Below are 26703 nucleotides of genomic sequence, written 5' to 3' on the forward strand. Positions count from 1 at the left end.
GGCTGCTGGGTCCAGGGTTCGCTACTGCCGGCTTCCCCGTTCCAAATCGGGAAGCTGGAACGACAGCGCCGTATCGAAAATCCGCGCCTCCGGATCGAAGAGAGCGATGTCCGTCTTGCCGTTGCCGTCCCAATCGCCCAGCATGAGCCGGGAGCCCATCCGGCCCCACGGGCCGAAGCGGCTGACCAGCCGGTAGTCGCCTGCCTCCGTGCGGTGATAGACGGTATAGGTCTGATCGGGCTCGTTCCATTGGAGCACATCAGCCCGGCCGTCCCCGTTGAAGTCTCCCGTCTTGATAAGCCCCACGTCGGTCGGCAGCGTCAGCGTCAGGCGAGATACCTTCCACCGGTGGCCCTCGGCGTCATAATCCAGCTGGACGACATTCGCCGAGTCCCGCTTGGTCGACCAGAAGCTCTCCTCGCCCGGCTCGCTGCCGGCCGTCCTCTGCAGGCGGAGAAAGGCGTCGGATTTCCACTTCAGGCGCGGAACGGGCTGGAGCTGATCGTTCTTCATATAGAATGTACTGAGCTGGGTCCCGTCCTTGCTGGCCGCCGCGAGCAGGAAGGCGCCGTGCGGCTGCCGGAGCGCGTAGAGCGCCCTTACCTCGCCTCCGGTATCGGCTTTCCACGACTTGTAGAACCGGAAGCCGGTCCCGGTGGAGCGGTAGCATTCCACCGCACCTGCGGACCGGGCTATCCACAGATCCGCCCGTCCGTCGCTGTTGTCGTCGAAAAGCACCATCGTATCGCCCTTTTTACGGGGAACGGTAGCCCATACCTCCGCCGGCTGAAGAGGCTCGCGCCGAGAGCCCCGGAACTCCCCCTTCTGCACGAGCACGTTCCCGCTTGCCTCCTCCCATTGGACGAGGTCTGCCTGGCGGTCACCGCTCACGTCGGCGAGAGAATAAGGCGCGCTCTGCGTCTCTTTGACCGAAAAAGCGATCGACGGCGTGAACGGAACGGCGTCATACAGGGAGTAGAAGGTATAGCCTTTCTTATGCAGCGCCGTCGTCATCTTTTGGAGCACCGAGCGGTCCTTGTTCGGATACCGGTATTCGGGCAGGCCGTCCCGCATGACCGGCATACCCTCCTCGTCCAGAACGGGCAGCAGATATTTGAATTCCAGAAACGGGTGGTAAAAGAACGATGCCAGCTTCTTGCTCGCCAGCTGATCGAGAATCAGCTTCTCGTCCCGATTATAGGGAATATAGGAGAACGGCGTCGGCACGTAAACGCCGCCTAGCGTCAGGCTGCCGGCCTCGGTATTGCGGCTGTTGACCGTCTCGATGGCCGTCTGGTTCGGATGGCCGACCTTGTTCTCGTACGTGATGCCGAAGAACGAGCGGAACATCGGCGCCTGACCGGGCGACGTATGGTAGTGGGGCGCCTCCCAGAAGGCCGGCCGGATGCCGATGGCCCGAAAGATCTTGAGCCCTTCCTCCAGCCGGTCCTTGGCGAATTCCTGCGTGGACGTGCCCGGCAAGCCGCTGACGTCGAATTCGTTGCCGATGCCCGACTCCTGATGGCCGTCCGGCCTGACCGTGCTGCCGACCTGGTGGGTATAGCCGTGCATGCCGATCGTCCCGCCCGTGTCGTTCACCTGATGCAGCAGCCGGACGAAGGACCCGATGTAGGGATCGTCGATCCGGTCCAGCGCTTGATCGTAGTCCGGCTTGCCTGGCTGTATGTTCAGCCAGTGGGGAATGACGCCCATCTGGTACCGGACCCCGCGGGACTCCAGCAGCTCGACAACCGTCCTCAGCTTGCCCAGCTGCTCGATAGAGCCGTATTCGCCCCCTGGCCCTATGTCCTCGAGCCGCATCATGACGACCTTAGGCTCCAACTGCTCGCCCTGGACCGTCATTATCCTGTGAACCGAGAGCGAGCTGATCACGATCATGCCGCCAATCAAATACCGAAGCCATTTTCCATTCCACCGCATTCCGCCAGGTTCCCCTCTTCTAGTTCGGTATTTTCGTCATTTAACCGTTTTCATAATCGATATACCCTCAGTATAGCACGGAGGCTGCATCCCCGATACGGGGTTCGCAAGAAAAACTAGTCTGTTTGACCTAAGGATTACGTTCGTTCCGCCTCTTTTAGAATGGTATAATGATACTTGCTTTGCATCTAGGCCCAAACGACAGCGAAGAAAGCCATTCTCACCAGGAGGTTTGCCAACGAAATGAACAATCCCGACGCGAACAGACCGGCCGCTTCGCGGCTGCCGTCCCTTTATCGCCGTTCCGCCGCCCTGCTGCTGGGCTCCGCCCTGCTGCTCGGAGGCTGCCAATCCAAAGAAACGGGGGCAACCGTCCCCTCCGGCAGTCCGTCGCCCTCAGCCAGCGCGAGCGCGTCTCCTAACACAAGCGCCTCGCCGGGCGTCTCGGCCAGCCCAGGGGCCTCGGCGCCCGCTTCGACGCAGCCAACTGCGCCGGCCAGCACCAAGCCGTCCGCCCCGCCTGCGGGCAGCCCGTCGTCCACGCCGGCTAACGCCGGCGCCGGCCAGACGGCCGCCACGAATGTGACAGCGGTCACCGTGCTGGTCAACAAGAAGGTGCTGCTCCCGTCGGACTACGTGCCGTCGGACCTGGTTTACCCGGACGTCCCGTTCTCCTTCAATGAGAAGATCGAGAAGCGGATGATGCGCGCGGAAGCCGCCAAGGCGCTTGAGAAGCTGTTCGCGGGCGCGAAGAAGGACGGCATCCAGCTGTACGGCGTCTCGGCCTATCGGTCTTATGCTACCCAAAAAAGCATCTACGCGAATAACGTCAAGACGCAGGGCGAGGCCAAAGCGGCCATGTACAGCGCCCAGCCGGGGACAAGCGAGCACCAGACGGGCCTGTCGATCGACGTCTCCAGCCAAAGCGCCAAGTTCGGTCTCGAGGAAGAATTCGGCGATACGGCCGAGGGCAAGTGGCTCGCGAAGCACGCTTCGGAGTACGGCTTCATCATCCGGTATCCGAAGGGCAAGGAGAGCATCACCGGCTACGCCTATGAGCCGTGGCACATCCGGTATGTGGGCACGGACATCGCCAAGGAGATCGCGCAGAAGGGGCTGACGCTTGAGGAATATCTCGGCAGCTCCAAGGCGGTCTCCCGCTAGCATGGACCGGCGGCTCTTTAGCGTCGAGCATCCCCTTCGAGAGCCCTGCGCAAGCCTCTCCAGCGGCATGTCAGCCCCCTTCCGGTTGCTATTTGAAGGAAGGTATTGTACACTGTTGCCTAATTGAACAGGAACGGTGAGGATCGGGGGAGAGTACCCGGGAATCGGACCGCCCAGCGAGCCGGGGAGAGTGGGAGCCCGGCGGGTCCGGCCCGGCGAAGGGGCCTCAGGAGCCGTCCGGCGAAGGAAGAGGGCGCGGACATGCGCGCCAACTAGGGTGGAACCGCGGGAGGAAGCTCCCGTCCCTGGAGAAGAAGCAGGCTTGCTTTTTTTTCCGGGACGGGAGCTTTTTTGCATGTTCGGAAGGCCTTGCCGTCCCGGCAAGTACAATCGTTCAGGAGGATGGAAACAAGATGGCAGTAAGCATGGACCAAATCGTTGCGCTCGCGAAGCACCGGGGCTTCGTCTTTCCCGGCTCGGACATCTATGGAGGCTTATCCAACACATGGGACTATGGCCCACTCGGCGTCGAGCTGAAGAACAACATCAAACGCGCCTGGTGGAAATCGTTCATTCAGCAGTCCCCATACAACGTCGGTCTCGACGCGGCGATCCTGATGAATCCGCGCGCCTGGGAGGCGTCCGGCCACGTCGGCAACTTCAACGATCCGATGATCGACTGCCGGCAGTGCAAGGCCCGCCACCGCGCCGACAAGCTGATCGAGGAAGCGCTCGAGCAGAAGGGCATCGAGATGGTCGTCGACGGCCTACCGTTCGACGAAATGAGCCGGCTCATCCGGGAGCACGGAGTCGTGTGCCCCGACTGCGGAAGTGCCGATTTCACGGACATCCGCCAGTTCAACATGATGTTCAAGACGTTCCAGGGCGTGACAGAATCGAGCTCGAACCAGATCTATCTGCGACCGGAAACGGCTCAGGGTATCTTCGTCAACTTCAAGCACGTCCAGCGCACGATGCGCAAGCGGCTGCCGTTCGGCATCGGGCAGATCGGCAAAAGCTTCCGCAACGAGATCACGCCGGGCAACTTCACGTTCCGCACGCGGGAATTCGAGCAGATGGAGCTGGAGTTCTTTTGCAAGCCGGGCGAGGACCTCGAGTGGTTCTCCTACTGGCGCGACTTCTGCCGCAGCTGGCTGCTCTCGCTCGGCATGAAGGAAGAGAGCATCCGGATGCGCGACCATTCGCAGGAGGAGCTGTCGCATTACAGCAACGCCACGTCGGACATCGAGTACAAATTCCCGTTCGGCTGGGGCGAGCTGTGGGGCATCGCCGACCGGACCGACTATGACCTGAAGCAGCATATGGCGTTCTCCGGCGAGGATTTCCATTATATCGACCCGGATACAAACGAGCGGTATATTCCGTACTGCATCGAGCCGTCGCTCGGCGCCGACCGGGTAACGCTGGCGTTCCTCGTCGACGCGTACGAGGAGCAGGCGCTTGAAGGAGACGACAGCCGGACCGTGCTGCATCTGCATCCGGCTCTCGCGCCGTACAAGGCGGCAGTGTTCCCGCTGTCCAAGAAGCTGTCGGAGCCGGCCCAGCGGCTGTTCGCCGACCTGACGAAGCGGTTCTCGGTCGACTATGACGAGACCGGCTCGATCGGCAAGCGGTACCGCCGCCACGACGAGATCGGAACGCCGTTCTGCATCACCTACGACTTCGAGTCGGAGCAGGACGGCCAAGTGACGGTGCGCGACCGCGATACGATGGAGCAGGTGCGGATGCCGATCGCGCAGCTCGCATCGTTCCTGGAGGAGAAGCTGGCGTTTTAGGAAGCCTGGCCGCCTAATGCGGACGGCAGGATAGACCAAAGAGGAGCAGCGGCCGGGCCGCTGCTCCTCTTGTTGTCTGCCCGAATGCGCCGCTCCGCGGCCGGCGTCGGCGCGGCTCCTCCGATCAGCTGGGGAGAGCCGCCTTGGCCGGAGCGGAGAGCGGCGCCGGATAGATCGGATGCACGACGGGGCAAAGCCCCGGATTGGCGGCCGCCAGCTGACGGGCATAGAGCGGATCCTTCGCGGCGAGGCAGGCGAAGTAGTTGCGGATCTTATGATTGTCGAGCAGCAGGCCGCGCCGGAAATCGCACTCTCGTTTCCTCGCCACATGCGTGTACGGACGCTGCTTCGTGGAGGCGGGGAACCGGGTGACGGGATCGAACCGGTTGGCTACCCGGGCCGAGCGCGGAACCGCCCGGTCGTAGGCGCCGGCGAACGCGGCATCCCCTACCTTGGGAGAGCCGAACGTATAGACGGCCGGGCTCCAGCCTTTGGCATGAAGCGTTATGTCGAGACCCGCCAACGTAGCCAGCGCTGCACCCAGGCTGAAGCCCGCCAAGATCAGCGGCTTGCGCTTCTTCCTCTGGAGCAGCCTAAGGAGCGGCTCCCGAACCGCCCGGGTGTACAGCTTGGTAAAGCCGCGATGTGTGTCCCCTCCCCGTTCCGCATACGGGAACCGGATGAGACTCTGGTCGAAATCGGTGAGCAGATCGCGCAGGTCCTGAGAACCGCGAAAGACCGCGATCAGCCGCGAGCGGGACTCCAGCACGAAGCCAAGAAACGGATAGTCTGCCCCTCCGAGCGTCTGGACGAGACGGTAGCCCCGCGGGACGACGAACGCGCCGCCCCGCGCATACGCCTGCCCCGCCTGGTAGGCGAGAGCCGACAAAAAGATGGCGTGCTTCCAGCTGCTTGCGGCCAATCGGATCGCTCCCTTTCTCCGCATATCGATGCTCTTGCTGCATTTTATGCCGGGACAGGGAAAAGGTACTGGCAGCAGGAACCCAACCGGCGCGGGCCGTTCCTAAATAGGCCGTGCGCGCCTGCCGCTAAAAGTAGGCGAGCCGCTTGTTCAATCCGCCTCTCGGCACCATGAAGCCCTGCGCCCGCTTGAAATAGACGGGCGCTCCGCGCACCACTGTCAGTGCTTTGTAGTAGTCGATATATGGGAATCCGTAGGTTTCCCCGCGCGCGAACGCGTACACGCTCAAGCTTTTGACCCACGTCTCGTAAGCGTCCTCCGGAATGTCGATGAACACCTCGGGCACGAAATCGTCCATGTCCTCCCAGTTCTCCGAATAATAGAGCTGTCCGGCGTAATGATGAGGCAGCGGACGCTCGATCGTCTTCAAGCCGGCATAGAACCGGGCGTCCTGCACGATGAGATGCGTATTGGCGTGGTCCTTATGGATGCTGTTCTTCCAGTGGGTGATAAGAATGTCCGGCTTAAGCTCGCGGATAATATCTGCTACCTCCAGTTTGATCGCCTCGGTCACCGGCAGCTCGGCGTCCTTGTAGTCCAGGAAGCGGACGTCCGCGCCGAGAATCTCGGCGGACTGGTACGCCTCCTCGATCTTCTGCTTCCGGTACTCGTCCGGGGTCAGCCGCGGATGTCCCTTCTCCCCGGGCGTCAGATGAAGCAGTGTCGCCTTGTGCCCCTCCATCGTATACTTCGCGATTGTCGCGCCGGCCGTCAGCTCCTGATCGCCGGCATGGGCGCCGATCGCGAGGATATGCTTTTTGTCCGAAGAAGCCATAGTCGTTCCTCCCTTGGTCTGGTTAATGGCGGGGCCGCTACTCCTTGAGGCCCGTATTCGTCAATCCCCGGATGTAATATTTCTGCAGGAAGATGAAGACAAGCAGAATCGGAACGGTGCTGATCACCATCGCTGCGTTGACAAGCGGCTGGGTCATGCTCGCGTCAAGGTGCGACTTTAATTGCTGGATGCCGACCGGTAGCGTCGCCAGCTCGGTGTTGACGGTATACATGAGAAGCGACCAGATGAACTCGTTCCAGCTGCCGATGAACTCGAAGATAGCGAGAGTGGCGAGAGCGGGCACCGTCATCGGAAGAATCAGCTGGAAAAAGATTCGCAGCTCGGAGGCCCCGTCGATCCGCGCCGCCTCGATATAAGCGTCGTTGATCGTCAAGATGAACTGCCGCATCAGGAAGATGCCGAAGGCGCTCACGGCGAACGGCAGGATCAGTGCCAGCCGGTACTGGGCCATCCCGCCGTCCCCTCCCTCCCCGAACAGATCGTTGCCGCCGACGAGCGGGAAGTGAACCATGATATAGAAGTTCGGGATGAGGAAGAGGAAGCCCGGAAACATCATCGTCGCCAGAATGAACCGGAATGTCAGCTGCCGCCCGCGGAACCGGAGCTTCGTAAGCGCATACCCGGCGAGCGAGCTGGTCAGCAGCACGAGTACCGTGGTCGCCACCGACTTGATGATGCTGTTGCGGAACAGGAGACCCAGCTTGAGCTTCTCGAAGGCGGTGCCGTAATTGTCCAGCAGGAATTGCTCGGGCAGGAACGCATAATGCATCCGGTTATAGTCCGCCGGCCCTTTGAACGACGACGCCAGCATGTCGAGGAACGGGAACACCATCAGAAAGCCGCCGAGCACAATGACGGTATAGGAGAACCAGGGGAAGCGTCTCGGTTTCATCAGTAGCTCTCCACCCCTCCCCGCCGGAACACCGCCAGTTGGAGCAGCGTCACCGCGAAAATAATCACGAACAGGACGAACGCCATCGCACTGGCTGTCCCCCAGTTGCCGTAGTTGAACGCCTGGTTATACATCTCGAGGCCGCCGACGTTCGTCGAATTGCCCGGCCCGCCGTTCTTCGTCATGACAAGCGATAGGGTGAACGACTGCAGGCCGCCGATGAACGAGGTAATCAAGACGAACAGAATCGACGGCTTGAGCAGCGGAAGCGTAATCTTGGAGTAGAGAGCCCACAGCCCCGCTCCCTCCAGCATGGCCGCCTCGTTGTAGTCCTCGGGAATCGCCTTGAGGCCGGCGCTCAAGATGAGCACCGAGCTGCCGATGCCGAGCCAGCCGCCCACAACGATGATGGAAGCGAGCGCCGTCGACGGATCGTCCAGAAACCGGACTGTCTGCAGCCCCAGCTTGCGCAGCACCTCGTTGATGACGCCGTTCGTCGGATTGTACAGATAGAGCCACACGTTTCCGATCGCCACGATGGTCGTGACGGTCGGAAGGAAGTAGAGCGTCCGCCAGAATCCCTCGTACTTGAGCCTCGTAATCATGTAGGACACCGCAAGAGCGATGAAGAACGACAGCAGCACCGTGCCGAAGGCAAACACGAACGTGTTCTTGATAATGGGATTCAGGAACGGCGATCCTTCCCGGAAGAGCTCGCGGTAATTGTCGAGCCCTACCCACTTGATCAGGCTCAGGTCGAAGCCGCCCCATTCCGTGAAGCTTAAGTAGAGGGAGAACAGGAGCGGGATGAGAAAAAAGAGTGCATAGAAGCCGAACACCGGCATCAAAAACAGATAGCCCGTCAGCGCCTGTCCCCGGTTCAGCTTGCTTCGCTTGTTCGCCATTGCCTCACCTCCGCAAGCCTTCTAGTCGGCAGCCAGCTTGGCCTGGATGTCCTTCTGGGCAAGCGGAAGCGCCTGCTGAGCCGTCGTCTGGCCGGACCATACGCTTTCGATCTGCTTATACAAAATGTCCTGAATCTCGGCGCCCGCCGCCGGGTTCGGCTCCGGCTTCGCATACTGGAGCGCGTCGGTGAACGTCTTGAGCACCGTGTCGCTGGCAAGCTTGTCTTTGAGCTTCTGAGCGTTCAGGTCCGTCTTGCGGCTAGACACCGAGTTGAAGGCGTCCAGCAGGAAGTTCGCTTCTGGCGTCAAGCCGTCCTTAATCGGCTTCGTGTTGAACCAGTTCAGGAATGCCCAGGCCTCTTTCTGGTTCTTGGACTTGCTGTTCACGCCCCACATCCACGTGTAGGCGAGGGACCCCTTCGTCTGGCCGTCGGGAGACGGAATGGGCGCGGTGCCGACGTTGGCGTACAGGTCTTTCATAGTTCCCGCCAGCGTTCCGGCCCACCAACCGGCCTGAATGGTCATCGCCGTCTGCTCGGCGGGGAAGCTCTTGCCGACGCTGATCGACAGATCGGAAATGCCGTCCGTATAGAACTTGGCGGTATACTCCAGCGTCTTCTTGGCCGTATCCGAGTCGAGCTGCGCCTTCTTCATGTCGTCGCTGAGCAGCGTGCCGCCCGCGGTCGCCAGCAGCGACAGGAACGGCTGGTCGACGATCGACGCGTAGCCTCGGTTGAAGCCGAAGCCCTGCACCTCGATCTTGCCGGATGCGTCCTTCTTCGTCATCTTCTTCGCCATGCTGTACATTTCGTCCCAGGTTCGCGGCGGGTTGTCGTAGCCGGCGTCCTTGAGGAGCTTCTTGTTATAAAACAGCGCGTAGGCCTGCACCTCGGTCGGGTACCCGTACACCTTGCCGCCGATCGAGGAGCCCTTGACCGCGGCTTCCGGATAGTTGCTCTTGATGTCCTCCACGACATCGGCCGGCGGATCCGCCAGCACCTTGCTTTTGCCGAGCTGGCCGCCCCACATCGAATAGACGTGCATAATGTCCGCGACCTTCCCCGCCGTCTGCTTCGCGGAGATCGTTTTGAGCAGCTCGCCGAAGTCCACCGGCTCGAGCTTGACCTGGATGTTCGGATTCTCCTTGTTCCACTGATCGATATACGGCTTCAGCTGCTCCTCCTGCGGACCGGCGTAATGCGAGAGCAGCGTAAGCGTAACGACGCCGCTGCTCTTGCCCTTACCCGCATCCGAGCTGCAGGCGGCCATGCCGACCGCAAGCGCGGACACGGTCATCAGGCTGACGGATCGAGCCACCAATCGATTCATGCTGAGTCTCTCCCTCCGGTTTGGGTTATCTGCCCGCTTCGGGCTTCCTTTCGGACGTCCGTTCGGCTTCTCATTCGGCCTTCGTTTCGGAGCTTGATTCGGAGCTCGTATCGGAAGCAGCCGGTTCCTCCACCGGCCGCGCCATCACCTGGAAGGTCCGCGTTACCCGAAACCCGGCGCGCTTGTACAGATACCCCGCCGGCGTTGTTTCCCCCGTCCACAGGAACCACGCGCCGTGCATCCCCTGCGCACGCATCGAAGCGAGCAGATCGTACAGCAGTATCTTGCCAAGCCCTCGTCCCTGCTGCTCGGGATCGACGCCGAACGGTCCGAAGCGCTCCCGGATTCCTTCGTACCCGCCATGCATGCAGAAGCCCACCAACCGGCCGTGATCCCGCGCGAGGTGAAGGCTCGTCAGCGGGAGCCCCTGCCGTACGCCCTCCCGAATGGCCCGCCCCCAATCGGCGTTCTCCATGACGTGGGTCGCAAACTGGATGACCTCGTACAGATCCCCGTCCTCCGCCGGCTCGAACGTGTACCCCTCCTCCATCCGCTGTCGTTTCAGCTGCTCCACATCTTCCGGTATCGCATAGCCGACGAGCGGGATGTTCATCGCGACGGGCGAGTACCGCTTCCGGAAGCCGTGCTTCCGAAGGAAAGCTCCCGCCTCCGGGTAGGCGTCTTCGTCGAGGCCCGGGAGGATGTAATGGGGCGCGTAGGAGGCAAAAAACACCGTCGTTCGCCCATGCTTAGCCAGGAAGGCGAACACATCCTGAAGCAAATTCGCGGCGATCCGCCGGCGCCTCGCCTCCGGCGCTACGAAAAAGAACGGAATCCAGCCGTTCTCAGGCTCCAGATCGGTCCCTAGCATGGGCAGACGCCTCCGAACGCCGTACATACAGCCGACCAGCCGTTCTCCATCGAAGGCGAGACGCAGCCCTTCCGGATCGAAGTTCGCGTCCAGCAGCACCAGGTTGCGAAAGCGGAGGTCCGTTATCGGATCCAGACGCAGACATTCGTTCCACAGCTTGACGATTCGCTTCTCGTCTCCCCGCTCGTAGTAGCGGTACCGAATGGCCGTCATTGCTCGTCCCCCTTTGTTCCTTCCGTGTATTCATTTGACACAGTATTATGGATATTTCCGCTCGCGTGGGGATATGTCTTCCGCTTCGCGCAACTGCTTTCGTTTTTGTTGGTTCCCATTATGGATGCGTCCACGGGCATCCTACTACGAACTCAAGAAGAACCTCGGTCTGGGCTCCTGCATATGGTGAGGGGAAGCAACTATAAAGGTAAGCGGAGGTCTTGCGATGAGTGTTCAACAGCAGCAGGTTCTTTATCAAGCGGATCCCCAGATGGTCGGTACTTTAAGATCCATTCGGGATCGGGTCCACCACATTTGCAGGTCGTACGTCAATCGGATGGTGCGTGTCCAGACGTTGGATGGCCGGACCTTCGAAGGGGTCATCGTCCAGTGCGACAGCGGACACCTCTACTTAAGCGTGTCCCATCCTGCTGGACATCGCGGCTTTTTTGGTCCGGGTTTTGGTCCCGGTTTTGGTCCCGGTTTCGGTCCTGGTTTTGGTCCTGGTTTTGGTCCCGGTTTCGGTCCCGGTTTCGGTCCGGGTTTTGGTCTGAGCTCGTATTTTGCCAGCCAGGCCGCGATCCTGACTCTTGTTCTCTTCGAGCTGCTGGTCATCGTTTTATTAGCATAAAAATGTAGGGAGTGATTGCAAATGGGCTTTTTCCCGCTGCCCGGTTCTCCCGCGCAGCCCCTGCCCGCTCCTCCCCCGTTCATTCCACAGGTTCCTACCGGAACATATATCATTGACTGCTTGAATTCATTCACGTATGTCTGGCTGTGGAATGGGGAGAGTTTCTGGTTTTTTCCGACCCGCGTGGCATATGAGGGAGCATCGGGCTATCGCTGGAACGGATTGTTTTGGTTTTATGACGTAATCGACCCAGCATTGATAAGAGCCGTATCCTGCCCACCGACCCCTACTCTGTATTAAGGACCGTTCTTTTCCCGGGCAATAAAAAAAAAGAGCCTACACTTGTGTAGGCTCCCTTTTGTCGATGTGATTAGATCCAGAACGTGCTGAGAACAATGACCAGCAGAATGTACAGCACCAAGATCGTAGCCGTGGAGGTTCCGAACCCAAACCCTCTGCAAGCGCTCATTGCGTCTCCTCCTTTTTGTGTGTGAATAGCTTACAATTTATCATATGCCCCTCGCCCTTTACGCGAATGGACGTATGACCAATCGGAATAACTTTATCCCAGGAAACGAATCGAATCTTTTGTTCTTCTGGCGAATACGATCGGGTTCATGATCGCCTCCCAGTGGATGTACATCAACCGGGGGCTTTCATTCAGCCAGTGATTATGCAGAGCGGTGACCGTGATCCCCCGCCGTTGAAGATTGCGGATGAGACGGTTCGCTTGATTTTGCGTACATGCCGTTTCCCCCAGGCAAAGGGCACGCCCGGAACTATCGAGGGACTCAAAGGAAAACAGCTGATAGCGGACCAGGGGAGACGTCGTTTTTCTGCCTAAAATGGTCGCATTCAGTTGTCTGGAGCGACTGACAAAGCAAACGGGTCCCGGATCAATTTCATGTTCGCCCCCAAGAATTCTTGAGAATTGGTTACACAGTCTAATAAACTGGGGACTTGGCTTAACTGCCATGAAACACCCTCCTTTATCGTTATGCAGACAATGTATGGCTAAACAAAAAAATGGATTGGGCCTAACGATCAGAATAAACTCCTATTTTTAGAAGATCCCTTCTTCCAGGTTTCAGGGTCCGTATCCGGAATAGGACGTTCGGCTAGACGAACGAGGACGCGCCCATACGTCGTCAATAGGAAAAACAAAGAGGCCGTCCCCGATGATGGGATACAGCCTCTTGTTATAGTGGATATAGATGGGCAGCGAGAGCAGCAGCGGGGCTATTCCTCTACCCGCTCCCCCTTCCGGTGAACGTTCAAGCTGGTCTTTCGTCCTTTCTTCTCCTTAAGCAGCTGCTGGGCTATGGTTGATCCGATCAAATAGGCGGCAGCGGACGTATTGCCGTCTACCGTGAATGGAACGATGGAAGCGTCGGCAACGATCAGGTCTCTCACGCCATGGACGTGGCCGCGGCTGTTCACAACACCGCCTTTGTCAATAGGAGCCATGCGGAGAGCGCCTTGCTGGTGATGATTGTGGTCAAAATTTTCTTTAATAAACGATTCGAGCTTCGCATCGTCATTGATGACGTCAATGGTAGGCGAAATGAGCCGGTAGGCGGGATCAATCCTCGATAAGTTCTTCGCTATCTTCTTGATGTACGTCCGATAAATTCGTTTGACCGCTTCCATATCTGCCGGATTGGCCAGAAACGCCTCGTCCGCCAGTACAATTTGCAAGGGATCTTTGCTCTGAATCCGAATGGAGCCCCGGCTTTTCGGCATAAGGTACAGGATGGCAATGGTCAGCGTACCTTTCCCGCCGATTCCGATCAATTGCACGCCTCGGCGATGGGGACTGGCTCCCGGAGTAGGGGAAGGCAGGAAAGCTCCGCCGGTGTAAAGGGCGTTCGGATCCGAGTGAGGGAGCGGAGAATCCTTGGGGTTCGCTTTGAAGGTGGCGAAGTTGAGAGTGTGGTTGCGCAGATTTTTTCCTACGTTGGGATTGTCATAAACGAGGGGAATTCCCGACTTTTTCAAAAGCTTGGCAGGCCCTATCCCGGAAAGCATCAGCAACTGTGCACTGTTGATTCCTGCCGATACAATGACTTTCTCACGGGCATACACCCTGGTAAATCGCCCTTTGTCGAGAAACGAAACGCCAACGGCACGCTTGCCGGAGAAAAGGACGCGAAGGGCTGTCGCCTTGTAGCTGACCTTTAATCTGCGTCCTCCTACCCCTCGGCCTTGAGCATCGATAACATCAGAAGACAAAAAGGCGGTCGACGAGCTTTCCCGCTGTCCGTCTGGCTGCTGAAATAACTGCCATCTCGTGAACGGTCCGAGTGGTGTACTCGGGTCGTTATAATCTAATATTCTCGGAAATCCAGTCGCCCTTTCGATAGCCGAAACCAGCTTTCGAGCCATCGCTGTCGGCTTCACCGGTGCCTGCCGAATATCGACACGGCCCCGGTAGCCGTGAATAGAGCGGTGAAGGGTTTTTCCGTTGTAGTTCTCCAGCCGCTTGAAACGTTGAATTGCCCGCTCGGGAGACCAGGCGGGGCCTAATAACTTTTGCCACCTTCTTAAGACGGCGGCAGTTGGCCTCACATACTGTTCTCCATTGATGGAGGACCCTCCCCCAGATAACCGCCCGGTCGTCCATTCGAAGGAGCGATCGTCCAGCTGTTCCTGCGGAACGCCCTCCCCCTGCCAAAAATACTGCGGAAAAAATTGCTCTTCAAGTTCCAGAGCAAACGTTGAATCTTTAATCGGCACATCCCGGTCCTTGTTTGGCCCGGCTTCCAAGAGAAGAACGGAGGTTCGTTTGTCGTCGGACAGTTTCTTCGCAATTACCGCGCCGGCGGGTCCCGTACCGATCACTACATAGTCAAACCAAAGCTTTCGCCTGTTTTGGATCATTCTGTAGTCTCCTTGCATGCTATAGTGAATGGTCTAATGCAAGGTATTACGCTCCCTCGTCCTGTGTGCCACGTATGTGGAAACGTACCCCCAACGGTAGAGCAGCCAAAAGCCCATTCCTCTTCCCACTCGCCCAAGGATATACAACCGTGAATGGGATGCATCCTCACGCGCACAGAAACAGCGGCAACACAGGCACTGAAGTTAGCAGCGGCATGTAGGGAAAGGAAGAGGGCGTGGATGGGAACCGTCCCTCCAGCGTAGAAGCCCAAAAGAAGGCTAACGCGGATTGGATTCCAATAAACAAAGAGATCAAGCTATGCTTGATCTCTTTGTTTATTTGCAAATTTCATCTACTTGGCGTGACAGCCGCAGCACACCGAACCGCACATTCTCCTGATGTCCTGTTCGGGGAGGGAGAGGGAGCAAGGCCTTCTAGACCGATGCCGTCTCGCGAGGCCGCTTCAACGACTTCAGCTTCTTCATCAGGCTGCCTTCATCCGCTCCGAACAGGTCGTGAAGCGAAAGATAGACACCATATAGCTCGTCGTAGACCGCCCGGTGCTCGGCGATCGGACGAATCGTCTCCTCGCGAAGGCGGGCCATCCGGGCCGCCGCCTCCGCAACGGTTGCATAGCCGCCGGCTTCGGGACCCGCGGCCGTCGCCCCGAACATGGCGGCGCCGAGGGCGGTCGTCTGCTCCGAGGCCGCAATACGGATTTCCCGGCCGGTCACATCGGCAAAAATCTGCAGCAGCAGCCGGTTCCGCTGAGGCAAACCGCCGCAGGCGAACACTTCGCTTACCTCCAGCCCCGCCGCCTCGAACGTCTCGATAACCTTGCGCGTCCCGAAGGCCGTCGCCTCGATCAGCGCCCGGTACAGGTCCTCCGGCTTGGTCTGCAGCGTAAGGCCGACGATCAGCCCGCTCAGGTCCGTATTGTCCAGCACCGACCGGTTGCCGTTCCACCAGTCCAGCGCCACCAGCCCATGCTCGCCGGGACGCTGACGGGCGGCCTCCCGCTCCAGCCACTGGTGAAGGCCGAGTCCGGCCTGCTCCGCCTCCCGGGTGGCCTGCGCCGAAGCAGCCTGCTTGACGAACCAGCCGAACAGGTCGCCTACGGCGGGCTGCCCCGCCTCGTAGCCAAAGAGCTCCGGCACGATTCCTTCCTCGACGACGCCGCTGATGCCGGCGACCGCCACCTCCCGGTCGCTCAGCAGCATGTGGCACAGCGACGTGCCCATGGCAAGCACGAGCTGGCCGGGTTGCGTCGCGCCGCTGCCCGGAACGCCGGCATGGGCATCGATCGTGCCGACGGCAACGGCCGTGCCTGCCAGCAGGCCGAGCTGCTCGGCCGCTTCGGCGGTCAGGCCGCCGGCTCTCGTGCCCGGCGCGGCCACCGGCCCCCGCAGCTTGGTCGAGGGAAGTGAGGCGAGGCGCGGATCCAGCGCCCGCAGGAAGTCCTCCGAGGGATACCCGTCTGTTTTGTGCCAGAACGCCTTGTATCCGGCGCAGCAGCTGTTCCGGACGAGGCGGCCGGTCAGCTGCAGGACGACCCAATCTGCGGCTTCAAGAACGAGATCCGCCGCCTCGTACACCTGGGGAGCTTCGTTCAGCAGCTGCCAGGTCTTGGCGAGCATCCATTCGGACGACGAGCGGCCTCCGTACCGGGCGAGGAAGGCCTCCCCTCTCTCCTCGGCGAGCCGGTTGATCCGGTCCGCCTCCTCCTGTGCGGCATGATGCTTCCATAGCTTCGCGTAAGCATGCGGCTCCTCCGCTCCGCCTTCTACGAGGCACAGAGGCGTTCCCTCGGCATTCACGGGCAGCATCGTACAGGAGGTGAAATCGATGCCGATCCCGATGACCTGCTCGGGGGTCACGCCTGCCAGCCGGATTACCTCCGGTACGGACTGCCTAAGAACATCAAGATAATCCCGGGGATGCTGCAGCGCCCAGTCGGGCTCCAGCGGCCGGCTGCTTCCCGGCAGTGTACGGTCGATGACTCCGTGCGCATACGGGGTCACGTGCGTCGCCCGCTCCTCCCCGCTGCGAACGTCGACAAGTACTGCTCTCCCGGATTCCGTCCCAAAATCGATTCCTATTGTATATCGCTGTTCCATCCGAATAGCCTCCGTCAGATGTCCCTATTCCGCCGCGAAAGCGGTTTCGCAAAACGCTTTAGAAAGCCGCTGTCTGCGAACGATGCCTGCGCAGGTTTCCAGGGACAGGAATATCTAATAGTATACGGGATTTAACAGGACGTGCAACGCCGCAGGCGAGGAGGAGCCTCTTCCTGCTTATGGTGCGCTTCTAGCTTCCTCAGGGAGCTCTATACGATTGATTTGATTGATTTGCTGCCTATTCCATTGGACTTCCATTTGAGCGTAGTTATACTCGATAGGCGATTCATGCTCCCTATTAAAGATAACGATAATATGGTTACTGACTTGATGAAAGGTCTTCTCGTCAATCTCTACTAGTCCCCATATCTGGAGTTGTCCGAATCCTAAAAACGGATCCACCAGAATACCGGTACCCAGTAAAGCTTCAGCCGCAGCCCCTTCATTTAACCGGCCGACCTTTCCCTTATATTCGAATCTATGAACTGGACTCTCCTTCCCCAAATAATTCCATGATATATCGGAAATGTCGAGCAGCTCGCTGACATCCCAATCTACTATGCGTTGTCCAATTAGATATTTGTAGCTTTCATCGTTCTTTTTCCATGCAGGCGTCTCTGCAGGTTCCCTAGTCACTTTCGAATAGACAAAATCTTTGTCATGGAATACATAGAATTCATTTTTCTCCCCGGAACTAAACTCGCTATTGATATGAAAGCCAATCGATTTATTGTACTCAATCGTATTTTTATCGAATCTTTCATCTATACGCCGCTTAGAATAGTAAAGACTTTTACCCGTTTGTACAGAAGAATAAGAAACGATTTTTTGAGAAGCAAGCGAACTTTGCTCGATTATTCTTTTGACATCTGTTTGGGTCACTTCTTTTTGCCCATCACCCAGCTTTTCAATGATCTTCGCGTTGTCTTGAAGGTTATCGACTTCCGATGATTTAGCACAACTGGCGACAATTAAAGTGATCCCCATAAGAATAGCAACCGAAACTTTCTTCATGATTCCCCTTCATTCTCTTTAAATTTAGGATGAAATAGTGATGGCTTGCTGGATTGAGGCGGGATGGATATTAGCAAAGAATAGCAGTTGGATAAGAAGGGTTGTGTTTCTACGGTTGCAGATGTATTCATGAACATAAATCTTTGAAATATATGGAATTTCTTCCAATTGGAGAACATTATATCGTACGAGCCCATTGTCCGCTCGTTTTTTTCTTGGCATCGTATAGGCATTCGAACTTCCTTTAGGCAATAAAAAGCCGCGGCGGGCAGTGCCCGAACCGCGGCTTTGTCGTTCCTCTTAATCCTCCGGCATCCGGACGAGCCGTCTAGTACGACGACGCCTCAACCTCCGGCCCGGCCGGCTCCAGGCCAAGCACGGCTCCCTGCTCGGTCAGCGCCGTCTGGACGGCCCGCACATCGACCTCGCGCGGCAGGACGCCTTCCTTGGCGCAGATCGCCGCCGCCGTGCCGGCTGCCTGCCCGATCGCCATAGCGATCGGCTGGACGCGAATCGCGGAGTGGGCTTCGTGCGTCGCCGAGATCGGACGGCCTCCAATGAGCAGGTTCTCGATCTTCTTGGGGACGAGCGTCCGGAACGGAATGTCATACCACTCGCCATCCGGCAAATACTGCAGCACCGTGCCGGCGCCGTCCGGGTTATGGATGTCGACCGGGTATGCACCGCGGGCGATGACATCCTCGAATTTGCAAGCGGCGAGCAGCTCCTCGGCCGTCAGCAGGTACTCCCCGATCACCCGGCGGGACTCCCGCACGCCGATCTGCGGAGCGGTCGTCTGCAGGTACGAATCCTCAAAGCCGGCCACCTCGGCCTTAAGGAACTTGACGAGCTGCTGCACTTGGCGGCGCCCTTCGATCTCAGCCTCGGTCAGCTCCCACGGATCCGTAGCGTCCTTGCGGATGATCCGGGTCGTATTGAAATGGATGACACCCGGCTGGTTCGCCCAGAACCAGAGTACGTTCTCCCGCGGACAGTCCAGCTCGCCGCGATGCTTGGCGGCCAGATACAGGTCGGTTATCTCCTGCCGAGTCGGCACGCGGTCGGTGTCGACGTTCGCCATCCGGAAGTTGAGCGTCATCGGCTGGCTCAGGCTGTCCACAGCCCGCCCCTTCTCGACGATGGCTCCTGCCAGGGCAGCGAGGTCGGCGTCTCCCGTCGTATCGACGTACATGGACGCCTGGAAGTCCACCAGCCCCGCTTTGTTCGCGAAGCGGACGGCTTCGATGCGCGAGCCGTCCTCATTCATAAGCGCGTCGCCCAAGAAGCTGTGATAGAGCAGCTCAACGCCGGCTTCGCGGCACAGCTGCTCTGCCGCCACCTTGAGCGCCTCAGGGTCGAAAGCGGTCCGCTGTTTCGGATGGCCGTACATGCCCATGGCGGTCATCCGGTCGATCAGTTCCTGCAGGACGCCGAAGATCAGCTGTACCTGGCCGGTGCCGGCCGAATGGTACGACATCCACGGGTTGACCATCATCGCCGTCCCGGCTCCTCCGAGAAACCCGTAACGCTCCACGAGCAGTGTACGGGCACCCACTCGGGCGGACGCGACAGCTGCCGCGATCCCGCTCGGTCCTCCACCCGCCACAATTACATCATACGTCTGCTTGCTCATCTTCTTCTCCTCCTCGGTTGACCGCACAAAAGGACCGGCAGCCGGAGAGCGCCTTTCGCCGCTCTCCGCCCCTGTGTCCTTCGGTCACGATTCGATGCTCCCGCCCGCCGCCGGCAACCCGGCGGTCCGGACGGGGCGTTCTATGGGGTGAGTCTGAGATGCTGCTGGACAGCTGTCGGTCCGACTGCGATGCCGGCTTCCCTTCAAGGAACGTTCATCGTTCCCTCCGATGCTCGAAAAATCGGGACTACGCTTCAAAGCCACTGTCAGGCATCCGAAGCCCCCCAAAAGTACCAGGCCTAAGCTTCGGAGCATAAGGCTTCTCTTAAGCAATCTTCCGGGGCCCCCAAAAAGTATCCGGACTAAGCTTCAGAGCATAGGCTTCACTTTTTGGGGTTATTTCACGAAGCCCTGATCGCGGATCTGCTTCTCCCCTGCTTCGACGAATGTCTTATACTGGAACGTCGTCTCGAACGTCTTCAGGAAATCCGGGTATTCGGACAGCGGCCGCTTGCCGGTGACGAACTTGATGAGCTCCTCCTCGGCGAACCGGTCGGCGTCGGCTTTGTTATAGCCGGTCGGCGGGAGCACCGAGCTGTCGAAGGCTTTGATCCGCGGCGCCTTGATCGCCACGTCGGTCGCGGCGGCCTGGTTCGGGAACTTGATCTCCAGATATTCCTTGTTCGGACGGCCGGTGATCTGATAGAGGTTGAAGTAGTTGCCTTCCTTGGCCATCAGATCGGTTGGGATGACTTTGCCGTCCTTCAGGTTGTAATGTTTGCCCTCGAGTCCGTACATGACGAGCCGGTTGCCCTCGGCGCTCGAGACGTAGTTGATGAGATCGAACACTTTTTGCAGCTTCGCCTTGTCTTTCTCAAGCGCCTTGGGAATGACCCAGTAGCGGGACGGCCGGTCGTAATCGTAAGCTCCGTCGTAGGCGCCGCCCGGCCCCTTGAGCGGCGGGCTGATCTGTACCCAGTTGGCGTTCGGGTTGATCGCCTTGTACTGGGCGACGAATTCGTCCTTGGCCATGTCCGTCCAGCCCCGGAAGATCATGCCGGCCTTGCCCTGGAACGCCTTCTGCACCTCGATGTTCGCCTTGTTCGTCATGATCTCCGGATCAACGACGCCCGCATCGATCATCGACTTGATGAACTTGAGCGCGTCAGGCATCGCCGGATCGTAATAACCGTTCATCACCTTGCCGTCCTTCTCATAGAAGGTGCCCGGCCCGCCGGCACCGAAGCCTCCGAATACCGAGGCGAACGCACCGATTTTGGCTCCGGTCAACCCGTACGTGTCCTTTTTGCCGTTGCCGTCGGGGTCCTGCTCGGTGAACGCTTTGGCGACCGCCATCATCTCGTCGAGCGTCGTCGGCATCTTCAGGTTCAGCTTATCCAGCCAATCTTGGCGAATCCACATCGTGGAGAACGGCACGTCACCGATCCGGGGGATGGCGTACAGCTTGTTGTTAATCGTCGCTTTCTTGATGATCTCCTTCTGCTCGCTGAGCACGAAGTCCTTGGCCGTCTTAAGGTCCTTGTCGATATAGGGAGTCAGGTCCAGCAGCAGTCCCTTGTCGGAGAATTCCTTCACGTCCGCGAGCTCGACAGAGAACAGATCCGGGAAGTTGCCGCCCGAGATCCGGACGCGGATCTGGTTTTTGTAGTCTTCTCCCGAGGCGATCGCCGTCAGCTGGAGATCGGTGTTCAGCTTCTTGTCGATCGTCTTCTTGATGTCGTCATTCTCCGGAGAAGGCAGCCCGGAGGCGGCCATCGCCATCTGAATCTTGACCGGAGCGGACGGCGCGGCGCTCGGGCTTGCACTTGCGCTTTCGCCCGGCTTGGCCGCGGCGTCTCCTCCCGAAGTTGAGCCGCTTCCCGAGCTGCAGCCGGCAAGCAGGCTTCCCGTCACCAACGCCGCCGTCAAGCTGAGCGGCACCCATTTGCTTCTGTTCATACGCTTCCCCTTCCCTTTCGTTCGGATCTGGTTCTCCCCGCCCGGCGCGCCGTTCTCTTCCCACCTTCATGGGCGGCACCCTCTCGGCACCTTATGGGCTGCGACTGGCCAAGGAGCCTTGCTATTGAAGCCGGACCGCTTGGGTACGGACGTTCAACCTTTGATGGAACCGAGCAGCATGCCTTTGGTGAAATGCTTCTGCAGGAACGGATAGACGACGAGAATCGGCAGGCTGGCGAAGATGACGGCGGCCATCTGCATAGTCACGGTCGGCACCTGCTCCTCGACGTTCTCGACCTGCTGCTGGCTCAGCATCAGAATTTCGCGGACGACGACCTGCAGCGGGTACAGAGACCGGTCGGTCATGTACATGATGGCGCTGAAGAAGGAATTCCAGTGGCCGACCGCATAGAACAGGCCGACGGTGATCATAGCGGGCACCGAGAGCGGAATGACAAGCGTGAACAGGATGCGGAACTCCCGCGCGCCGTCAATCCGGGCGGACTCGAACAGTTCCTCGGGCAGCTGCTCGAAAAAGCTCTTGATGATCAGCACGTTGAAGCTGTTAACCGCGCCCGGCAGGATGAGCGCCCACAGGCTGTCGATCAGGCCGGTCGCCTTGACGATCAGGTAGGTCGGGATGATGCCGCCGCTGAACAGAATGGTCAGCACGACCATCATCAGGAAGATGTTGCGGCCTGGCAGCTTCTTGCGGCTGAGCGGATAAGCGACCAGCGTGGTCAGGAGCAGATTGATCATGGTGCCCACCACCGTAATATAGACGGTGACGCCGAGCGCGCGGGGAATGCCCGACGACTCGAACAGCTTCTTGTAGGCATGGAAGGTGATCTCCTTAGGGATGAGCACGTACCCACCGTGGCGCAGCACCTCCGCGAACGGGGTGAGCGAGACGGAGAAGACGTACAGCAGCGGAACCACCGACACGAGGCCGACGAGAGCAAGGATGAGCATAGTGACGGTCTGGAACAGTCTGTCTTCGCCTTTTCTTACCATATCCCGCTGTCCCCCCATCGCTTAGCCATCGCGTTCGAGAGCAGGACCAGCACCAGGCCGATCAGCGACTTGAAGAGGCCGACCGCTGAGGCGAGGCTGTAGTTCCACTGCTCAAGGCCCGTCCGGAACACCCACGTATCGAGAATGTCCGCGACCGGATAGACATACACGTTGTACAGCACGTAGATCTGCTCGAAGCCCGCGTCCATCATGTGGCCGAGGCGGAGAATGAGAAGAAGGATGATGACGCTGCGGATACCCGGCAGCGTAATGTGCCAGATCATCTGCATCCGGCTCGCGCCGTCCACGCGGGCCGCTTCGTACAGCGTCGGGTCGATGCCGGCGATGGCGGCCAGGTAGATGATAGCGCCCCAGCCGAGGTTCTGCCAGATCTCCGAGCCGACGAGCATGGTTCGGAACCATTCGGTCGAGCTCAGGAACGGGATCGCCTTGCCCCCCGCATCGATGATCCACCGGTTGATGATGCCGGAATCCTGGGAGAAGAACATAAGCAGGATACCGTAGATGATGATCCAGGACAGAAAATGCGGCATATAGCTGAGCGTCTGCACGAGCGACTTGAACCAGCGGACCCGGCATTCGTTGAGCAGAATCGCCAGCAGAATCGGAGGCAGCATGCCGAACGCCAGCTTGTAGACGCTGATGAGAATCGTGTTGGTCAGCAGCTGGGAGAAGTAGGGGGATTCGTAGAACTGCTGAAAGTATTTGAACCAGGGGTCGGCCCACGGACTGCCGAGAATGCCCTCGCTCATGTCGTAGTCCTTGAAGGCGATGACCATGCCGTACATCGGCGCGTACTTGTAGATGATGTAATAAATGACGCCGGGCAGCAGCATGAGATAGAATTCCTTGTGCGACCAGATCGTTTTCCAAAACGTCTGCTTTTTCTTGATGCCCGCGCCCGGCTGCACGGCCGGTTCGGCGGACCATGAATTGGACGACATCACTCCCACATCCTTTCCTCGACTGTCCGGCTTCGGAACTACATTGGAAACGCTTTCTATTTTCCCGGCAGCTGCCGGGCGAAACGGCGTTCCAGCTGTCCGATGCCATAGCTGCTGTCTTCAAAGTACCATGGAAGACGAGAGAGCCGGAAGGAACAGGTTTGGGGAATCGATGGAACAAATTTGGTTAGTTGGTCCGCGCCCGGTATTCGCTAGGCGTTTGTCCTGTCCAGCGCTTGAAAATCTTGATGAAGTAGTTCGCGTTCGGGAAGCCGACGCGCGCCCCGATGTCGGCGACCGGCATGCCGGTCGTGTCCAGGTACCGCTTCGCCTGCTCGACCCGGAGCTTCTGGACGAAGTGGATGAGCGTGTCGCCGGTTTTCTTCTTGAACAGAGCGCTCAAATACGTCTCGTCCATCGCCACCATGGCGGCCACCGCCTTGAGGGTGATGTCCTCCTCGTAGCAGGTTCGAATATGCTCGAGCACCCGGTTGATGTCCGGGTGGTCGGTCTCGGCGACCGGCTGGCGGCGCCACTCCTCGGCGTACCGCTCCGCGCGGAGGAGGAACCGCTCGCGCAGCGCTTCGCAGCTCTCCGCGTGCGCGAGCTCCTCCTCGGGCTCCGCCGGCGCCCCGGCTGTCAGCGCGAGCTGGCGGTCGATGCGGGCGACCGCCGCCTTGACCGCGGCCATCGGATACCCGCCGGCCACCATTCTCGGCCAGTCCGCCGCCACCCGCTCGCAGAACGCGGACAGGCTGCGCCGCTCGAACGCCTCGAGCCAGGTCCGCTCCGTCTTCCACGCGAGCGGCTGCGCCGCACGGCCGGACGGCTCGGGCGCCGCTCCCGGCGCGCCTGCCGGGCTCGAGCCTGCGCCCGGCGGTTCCGCTGCCGGACCGCTTGGCCCGGGCGTTTGCCCGTCCGCGGGCCGCTCGGGCGCCGCTCCCGCAGCCGCTTCGCCGCTGGCCCTGGCCCCCGTGCGGAACGCCGCTTCGCCGCCGTACCAGAGCCGGTCAAGGCCGCGCAGCACCTGCGCCCACGCCTCCTGCCAGCGGACGGCGGGGACGATTGGCGAGACCGCGCCGGGCGGCAGCGTGCCCGCCGCCGGCGGGACGCCGCCCGGCTGGGGATTCCAGACGAAGACCGTCGTCTGGCCGGCATGGGCGAAAGCGTGCACGAGCGATCGGCAGCCGAAGCCGACAAGGCCGCTTCGAAGCAGCGTCTCCGGCGCCAGCGGCTCGCCTCCGTTCAGGAACGCACCGATCCAGACGTTCCGGCAGCGGTCGCCGAACGGCGGGACGGCTTGCGCCCAGGCGCCGCTGTCCGCCCCATGCCCCTCGCCGCACAGCTGCCGCCAGGCGCGGCCGTACAGCCGGCGGAACGGCTCCTCCGCCAGCCGGGATTCGTGCTGGACGAGCCGCCTCAGCTCGCGGTCGGCTTTGGCCAGCGTCTCCTCCAGCGCCTGTACGTTCATCGACAGCTTCAGCAGATAGGCCGATGCTCCGTATTCGAGAGCGAGGCGGGCATACTCGAATTCGCTCATCGCCGTCAGCATGACGAACAGGCAGGACTGCCCCTCCTGCCTCGCCCGGCGCAGCAGCTCGACGCCGTCCATGCCTCCCGGCATGACGATGTCCGCGATGACCAGATCGATCGGCTTCTCCCGGAGGACCGCCAGCGCCTCCTCCCCGCTGCCCGCCTCCGCCGCGATGACGAAGCCGAGCTCCTCCCAGCGAATCATCTCGCGGATTCTTCTGCGTACGAACACCTCATCCTCAACGAGCAGCACGTTCCACATGGTTCTCTCCTCCTTCCTCATATGGCGCCGCCACGAGCAGCGGAAACGTCAGCCTCACGAGCGTCCCTTCCGCAAGCGGCTGAATCTCGAGCTTGCCGTCCCGCTTGAACAGCAGCTCGAGCCGCTCCTGCACATTGGTGAGCCCTATGCCTTTGCGCTTGCGGCCCGCCTGCGGCTGGGTCCGGCCGAAGCCGACCCCGTCGTCCTCCACCTCGAGGACACACTGCTTGCCTTCCGCATAGACACGAATGCGGATCGTGCCGTCCTGCTTGGCCGCCAGTCCGTGGAAGATCGCGTTCTCCACCAGCGGCTGCAGGCTAAGCTTGGGCACGAGCGCGTAGTGCAGCCCCGGCTCCACCTCGATCTGCACCTGGAACTGGCGCTCGTACCGGTACGACTGGATGCTGACATAGGCCTCCACCAGCTCCAGCTCCTCCTTCAGATGGAGGAGGTCGGCGCTTACGTTGAGCCCCGTTTCGAGCAGCCGTCCGAGCGACTGGCAGATGTCGGCGGTTACCTCGTCTCCCCGGCTAAGCGCGTTCCATTTGACCGTGTTGAGCGTATTGAGCAAAAAATGCGGGTTCATCTGCGACAGCAGCACCTGGAACCGGACCGCCTCCTTTTGCCGCTCCTCGGACTTCAGCCGGGAGACGAGCATACGCAGATCAGCTGCCATGTTATTGAACGATTGGGCTAGCGCGAGCACCTCGCCGCTGTATGATTTGGTCGGAATACTCGCGTTGAAGCGCCGGTCGACGATCTCGGCCATTTTGTGCTGGAGCAGGCGGAGCGGCCGGGTAATGCGGGACAGGATGAGGAACGTAATGAGGACGAACAGCACGGTGGACAGGAGCAGCGTGGTGAGCGTGCGATTCTTGAGATGCTCGATGTCCCCGAAGAGGAGATGCAGAGGGAACCGGCTGATCAGTCCCCATTGGGTGGTCGGCATGTCGACGCGGTTGTACAGATAGGCGTCCTCGATCCAATAGGCGTCCTCGTCGTCCTGCAGCGTATAGGCATAAGAACCGGGAGGACGGACGGAGGCGGGGTCGAACGTCTGCTCCGCCGTCGCGGCGAGCGGACGGCCGCGCTCATCCAGAATGTAGAAGTCCTGCAGAAGTGGAAAGGTTCGTGCCATGGAAGACAGCCATGCCTGAAAATCGATGCTGATCCGCAGCAGGGCGCGCGGCGGGCCGCCCTCTTCCGCGAAGGAGGAATAGAGCGTGAGAAGGCGGGGGTTTTTGCTGTCGGACGCGTCCAGATCGTTGGGCGCATTGACCCAGCGGTAGGTGAGCGGGCCGCGGAGCAGCTCCCTCGTCTCGGGATTGATGAGGAAGGCCGCCTCGGAAAGAGGCTTGGCCGGATGATACGACGTGTAGACGTGCCCGTGGAGGTCGGCGAGCGCGTAATAGACGAACGGGGAGGGCAGAATCCGCCCGGTAATTTCGTTGAACTTGTCCTCCAGCAGCTTGGTCCGCACTTCCTCGCCGCCCCCCTCGCCGGACAGGGCGTCGGTGATGCTCGGATCCTTCTCCAGCAGGATGGCGATCCGGAAGACCGTGCTGCGCAGATCTTCGAACCGGATTTTGAGCTGCTCGAGCTGCTGCATGTTCTGCCGGCTGACCTGGCGCTTGAGTGCCAGCTCGATCTGGGAGTAATTGTAGAGCTGAAGTAGGGCATAAGGGAGGAAGATCAGGAGCAGGAACGCGAGAAACAACCGGTTTTTAAGAGACGAGAGAGCAAAAAAGCCGGTTATGCCCTTCATCGGCTCACCTCCATCTGACAGGCTGGTTGAGGCGTATGCG

21 protein-coding genes are annotated in these 26703 nt (G+C 59.9%); 3 read left to right on the forward strand and 18 right to left on the reverse strand.

Going from position 1 to position 26703, the window contains the following annotated elements; translation table 11 throughout:
* Positions 1–21: 21 nt before the first annotated feature.
* Positions 22–1941 carry a DUF2334 domain-containing protein gene (locus KJS47_RS08695; protein WP_213524500.1) on the reverse strand — a complete coding sequence of 640 codons (1920 nt, stop codon included), beginning with the start codon at positions 1939–1941 and terminating at the stop codon, positions 22–24.
* 243 nt (positions 1942–2184) lie between these two features.
* On the opposite strand from KJS47_RS08695, the gene KJS47_RS08700 reads away from it, so the two are divergent.
* Both KJS47_RS08700 and KJS47_RS08705 read left to right on the forward strand, forming a co-directional pair.
* Entirely contained in the window at positions 2185–3105 is a 921-nt protein-coding gene (locus KJS47_RS08700; RefSeq protein WP_213524501.1) for a M15 family metallopeptidase, read from the forward strand.
* Between the two features lie 413 nt (positions 3106–3518).
* Positions 3519–4901 carry a glycine--tRNA ligase gene (locus KJS47_RS08705; RefSeq protein ID WP_213524502.1) on the forward strand — a complete coding sequence of 461 codons (1383 nt, stop codon included), beginning with the start codon at positions 3519–3521 and terminating at the stop codon, positions 4899–4901.
* Positions 4902–5025: 124 nt separating this feature from the next.
* Here KJS47_RS08705 and KJS47_RS08710 read toward each other — a convergent pair whose 3' ends face one another.
* From KJS47_RS08710 to KJS47_RS08735, 6 genes are all read right to left on the reverse strand, one after another.
* A complete protein-coding gene (locus tag KJS47_RS08710; RefSeq protein ID WP_213524503.1) occupies positions 5026–5847 on the reverse strand; it encodes a lipase family protein in 822 nt (273 codons plus the stop codon).
* Positions 5848–5950: 103 nt separating this feature from the next.
* Complete coding sequence (locus tag KJS47_RS08715; protein ID WP_213524504.1) at positions 5951–6658, reverse strand: PIG-L deacetylase family protein; 708 nt, start codon at positions 6656–6658, stop codon at positions 5951–5953.
* Between the two features lie 37 nt (positions 6659–6695).
* Positions 6696–7571: a carbohydrate ABC transporter permease gene (locus KJS47_RS08720; protein WP_213524505.1), complete on the reverse strand. Its 876-nt coding sequence runs from the start codon at positions 7569–7571 to the stop codon at positions 6696–6698.
* Positions 7571–8476 carry a carbohydrate ABC transporter permease gene (locus KJS47_RS08725; RefSeq protein WP_213524506.1) on the reverse strand — a complete coding sequence of 302 codons (906 nt, stop codon included), beginning with the start codon at positions 8474–8476 and terminating at the stop codon, positions 7571–7573. The genes KJS47_RS08720 and KJS47_RS08725 overlap by 1 nt, the downstream gene beginning before the upstream one ends.
* Positions 8477–8497: 21 nt before the next feature.
* On the reverse strand, positions 8498–9805 hold the full coding sequence (locus KJS47_RS08730; protein ID WP_213524507.1) for an ABC transporter substrate-binding protein: 1308 nt from the start codon (positions 9803–9805) through the stop codon (positions 8498–8500).
* A 70-nt stretch (positions 9806–9875) separates the two neighbouring features.
* Complete coding sequence (locus KJS47_RS08735; protein WP_213524508.1) at positions 9876–10889, reverse strand: GNAT family N-acetyltransferase; 1014 nt, start codon at positions 10887–10889, stop codon at positions 9876–9878.
* A 226-nt stretch (positions 10890–11115) separates the two neighbouring features.
* Between KJS47_RS08735 and KJS47_RS08740 the strand changes: the two genes are divergently transcribed.
* The gene (locus KJS47_RS08740; RefSeq protein ID WP_213524509.1) at positions 11116–11520 is read left to right on the forward strand and encodes a hypothetical protein; all 405 of its coding nucleotides are present in this window, start codon (positions 11116–11118) and stop codon (positions 11518–11520) included.
* Positions 11521–11890: 370 nt separating this feature from the next.
* Here KJS47_RS08740 and KJS47_RS08745 read toward each other — a convergent pair whose 3' ends face one another.
* From KJS47_RS08745 to KJS47_RS08795, 11 genes are all read right to left on the reverse strand, one after another.
* Positions 11891–11989 carry a YjcZ family sporulation protein gene (locus KJS47_RS08745; protein ID WP_213524510.1) on the reverse strand — a complete coding sequence of 33 codons (99 nt, stop codon included), beginning with the start codon at positions 11987–11989 and terminating at the stop codon, positions 11891–11893.
* 93 nt (positions 11990–12082) lie between these two features.
* A complete protein-coding gene (locus KJS47_RS08750) occupies positions 12083–12496 on the reverse strand; it encodes a DUF1259 domain-containing protein (RefSeq protein WP_213524511.1) in 414 nt (137 codons plus the stop codon).
* Between the two features lie 263 nt (positions 12497–12759).
* A complete protein-coding gene (locus KJS47_RS08755) occupies positions 12760–14400 on the reverse strand; it encodes a GMC family oxidoreductase (RefSeq protein ID WP_213524512.1) in 1641 nt (546 codons plus the stop codon).
* A 435-nt stretch (positions 14401–14835) separates the two neighbouring features.
* Positions 14836–16518: a ribulokinase gene (locus KJS47_RS08760; RefSeq protein WP_213524513.1), complete on the reverse strand. Its 1683-nt coding sequence runs from the start codon at positions 16516–16518 to the stop codon at positions 14836–14838.
* 177 nt (positions 16519–16695) lie between these two features.
* A complete protein-coding gene (locus tag KJS47_RS08765; RefSeq protein WP_213524514.1) occupies positions 16696–17532 on the reverse strand; it encodes a hypothetical protein in 837 nt (278 codons plus the stop codon).
* A gap of 328 nt (positions 17533–17860) precedes the next feature.
* The gene (locus KJS47_RS08770; protein ID WP_213524515.1) at positions 17861–19165 is read right to left on the reverse strand and encodes an FAD-dependent oxidoreductase; all 1305 of its coding nucleotides are present in this window, start codon (positions 19163–19165) and stop codon (positions 17861–17863) included.
* Between the two features lie 396 nt (positions 19166–19561).
* Complete coding sequence (locus KJS47_RS08775) at positions 19562–21124, reverse strand: extracellular solute-binding protein (protein ID WP_213524516.1); 1563 nt, start codon at positions 21122–21124, stop codon at positions 19562–19564.
* Between the two features lie 153 nt (positions 21125–21277).
* Entirely contained in the window at positions 21278–22138 is an 861-nt protein-coding gene (locus tag KJS47_RS08780; protein ID WP_213524517.1) for a carbohydrate ABC transporter permease, read from the reverse strand.
* Positions 22132–22995, reverse strand: coding sequence for an ABC transporter permease (locus KJS47_RS08785; RefSeq protein WP_249716277.1), 864 nt, complete (start codon positions 22993–22995; stop codon positions 22132–22134). Before KJS47_RS08785 ends, KJS47_RS08780 begins: the two co-directional genes overlap by 7 nt.
* A gap of 295 nt (positions 22996–23290) precedes the next feature.
* Positions 23291–24898 (reverse strand): response regulator transcription factor, encoded by a 1608-nt coding sequence (locus tag KJS47_RS08790; protein ID WP_213524519.1) that lies wholly within the window; start codon positions 24896–24898, stop codon positions 23291–23293.
* Complete coding sequence (locus KJS47_RS08795) at positions 24876–26663, reverse strand: cache domain-containing sensor histidine kinase (protein WP_213524520.1); 1788 nt, start codon at positions 26661–26663, stop codon at positions 24876–24878. Before KJS47_RS08795 ends, KJS47_RS08790 begins: the two co-directional genes overlap by 23 nt.
* Between the last annotated feature and the right edge of the window lie 40 nt (positions 26664–26703).

The sequence above is a fragment of the Paenibacillus sp. J31TS4 genome (assembly GCF_018403265.1).
Lineage (GTDB): Bacteria > Bacillota > Bacilli > Paenibacillales > NBRC-103111 > J31TS4.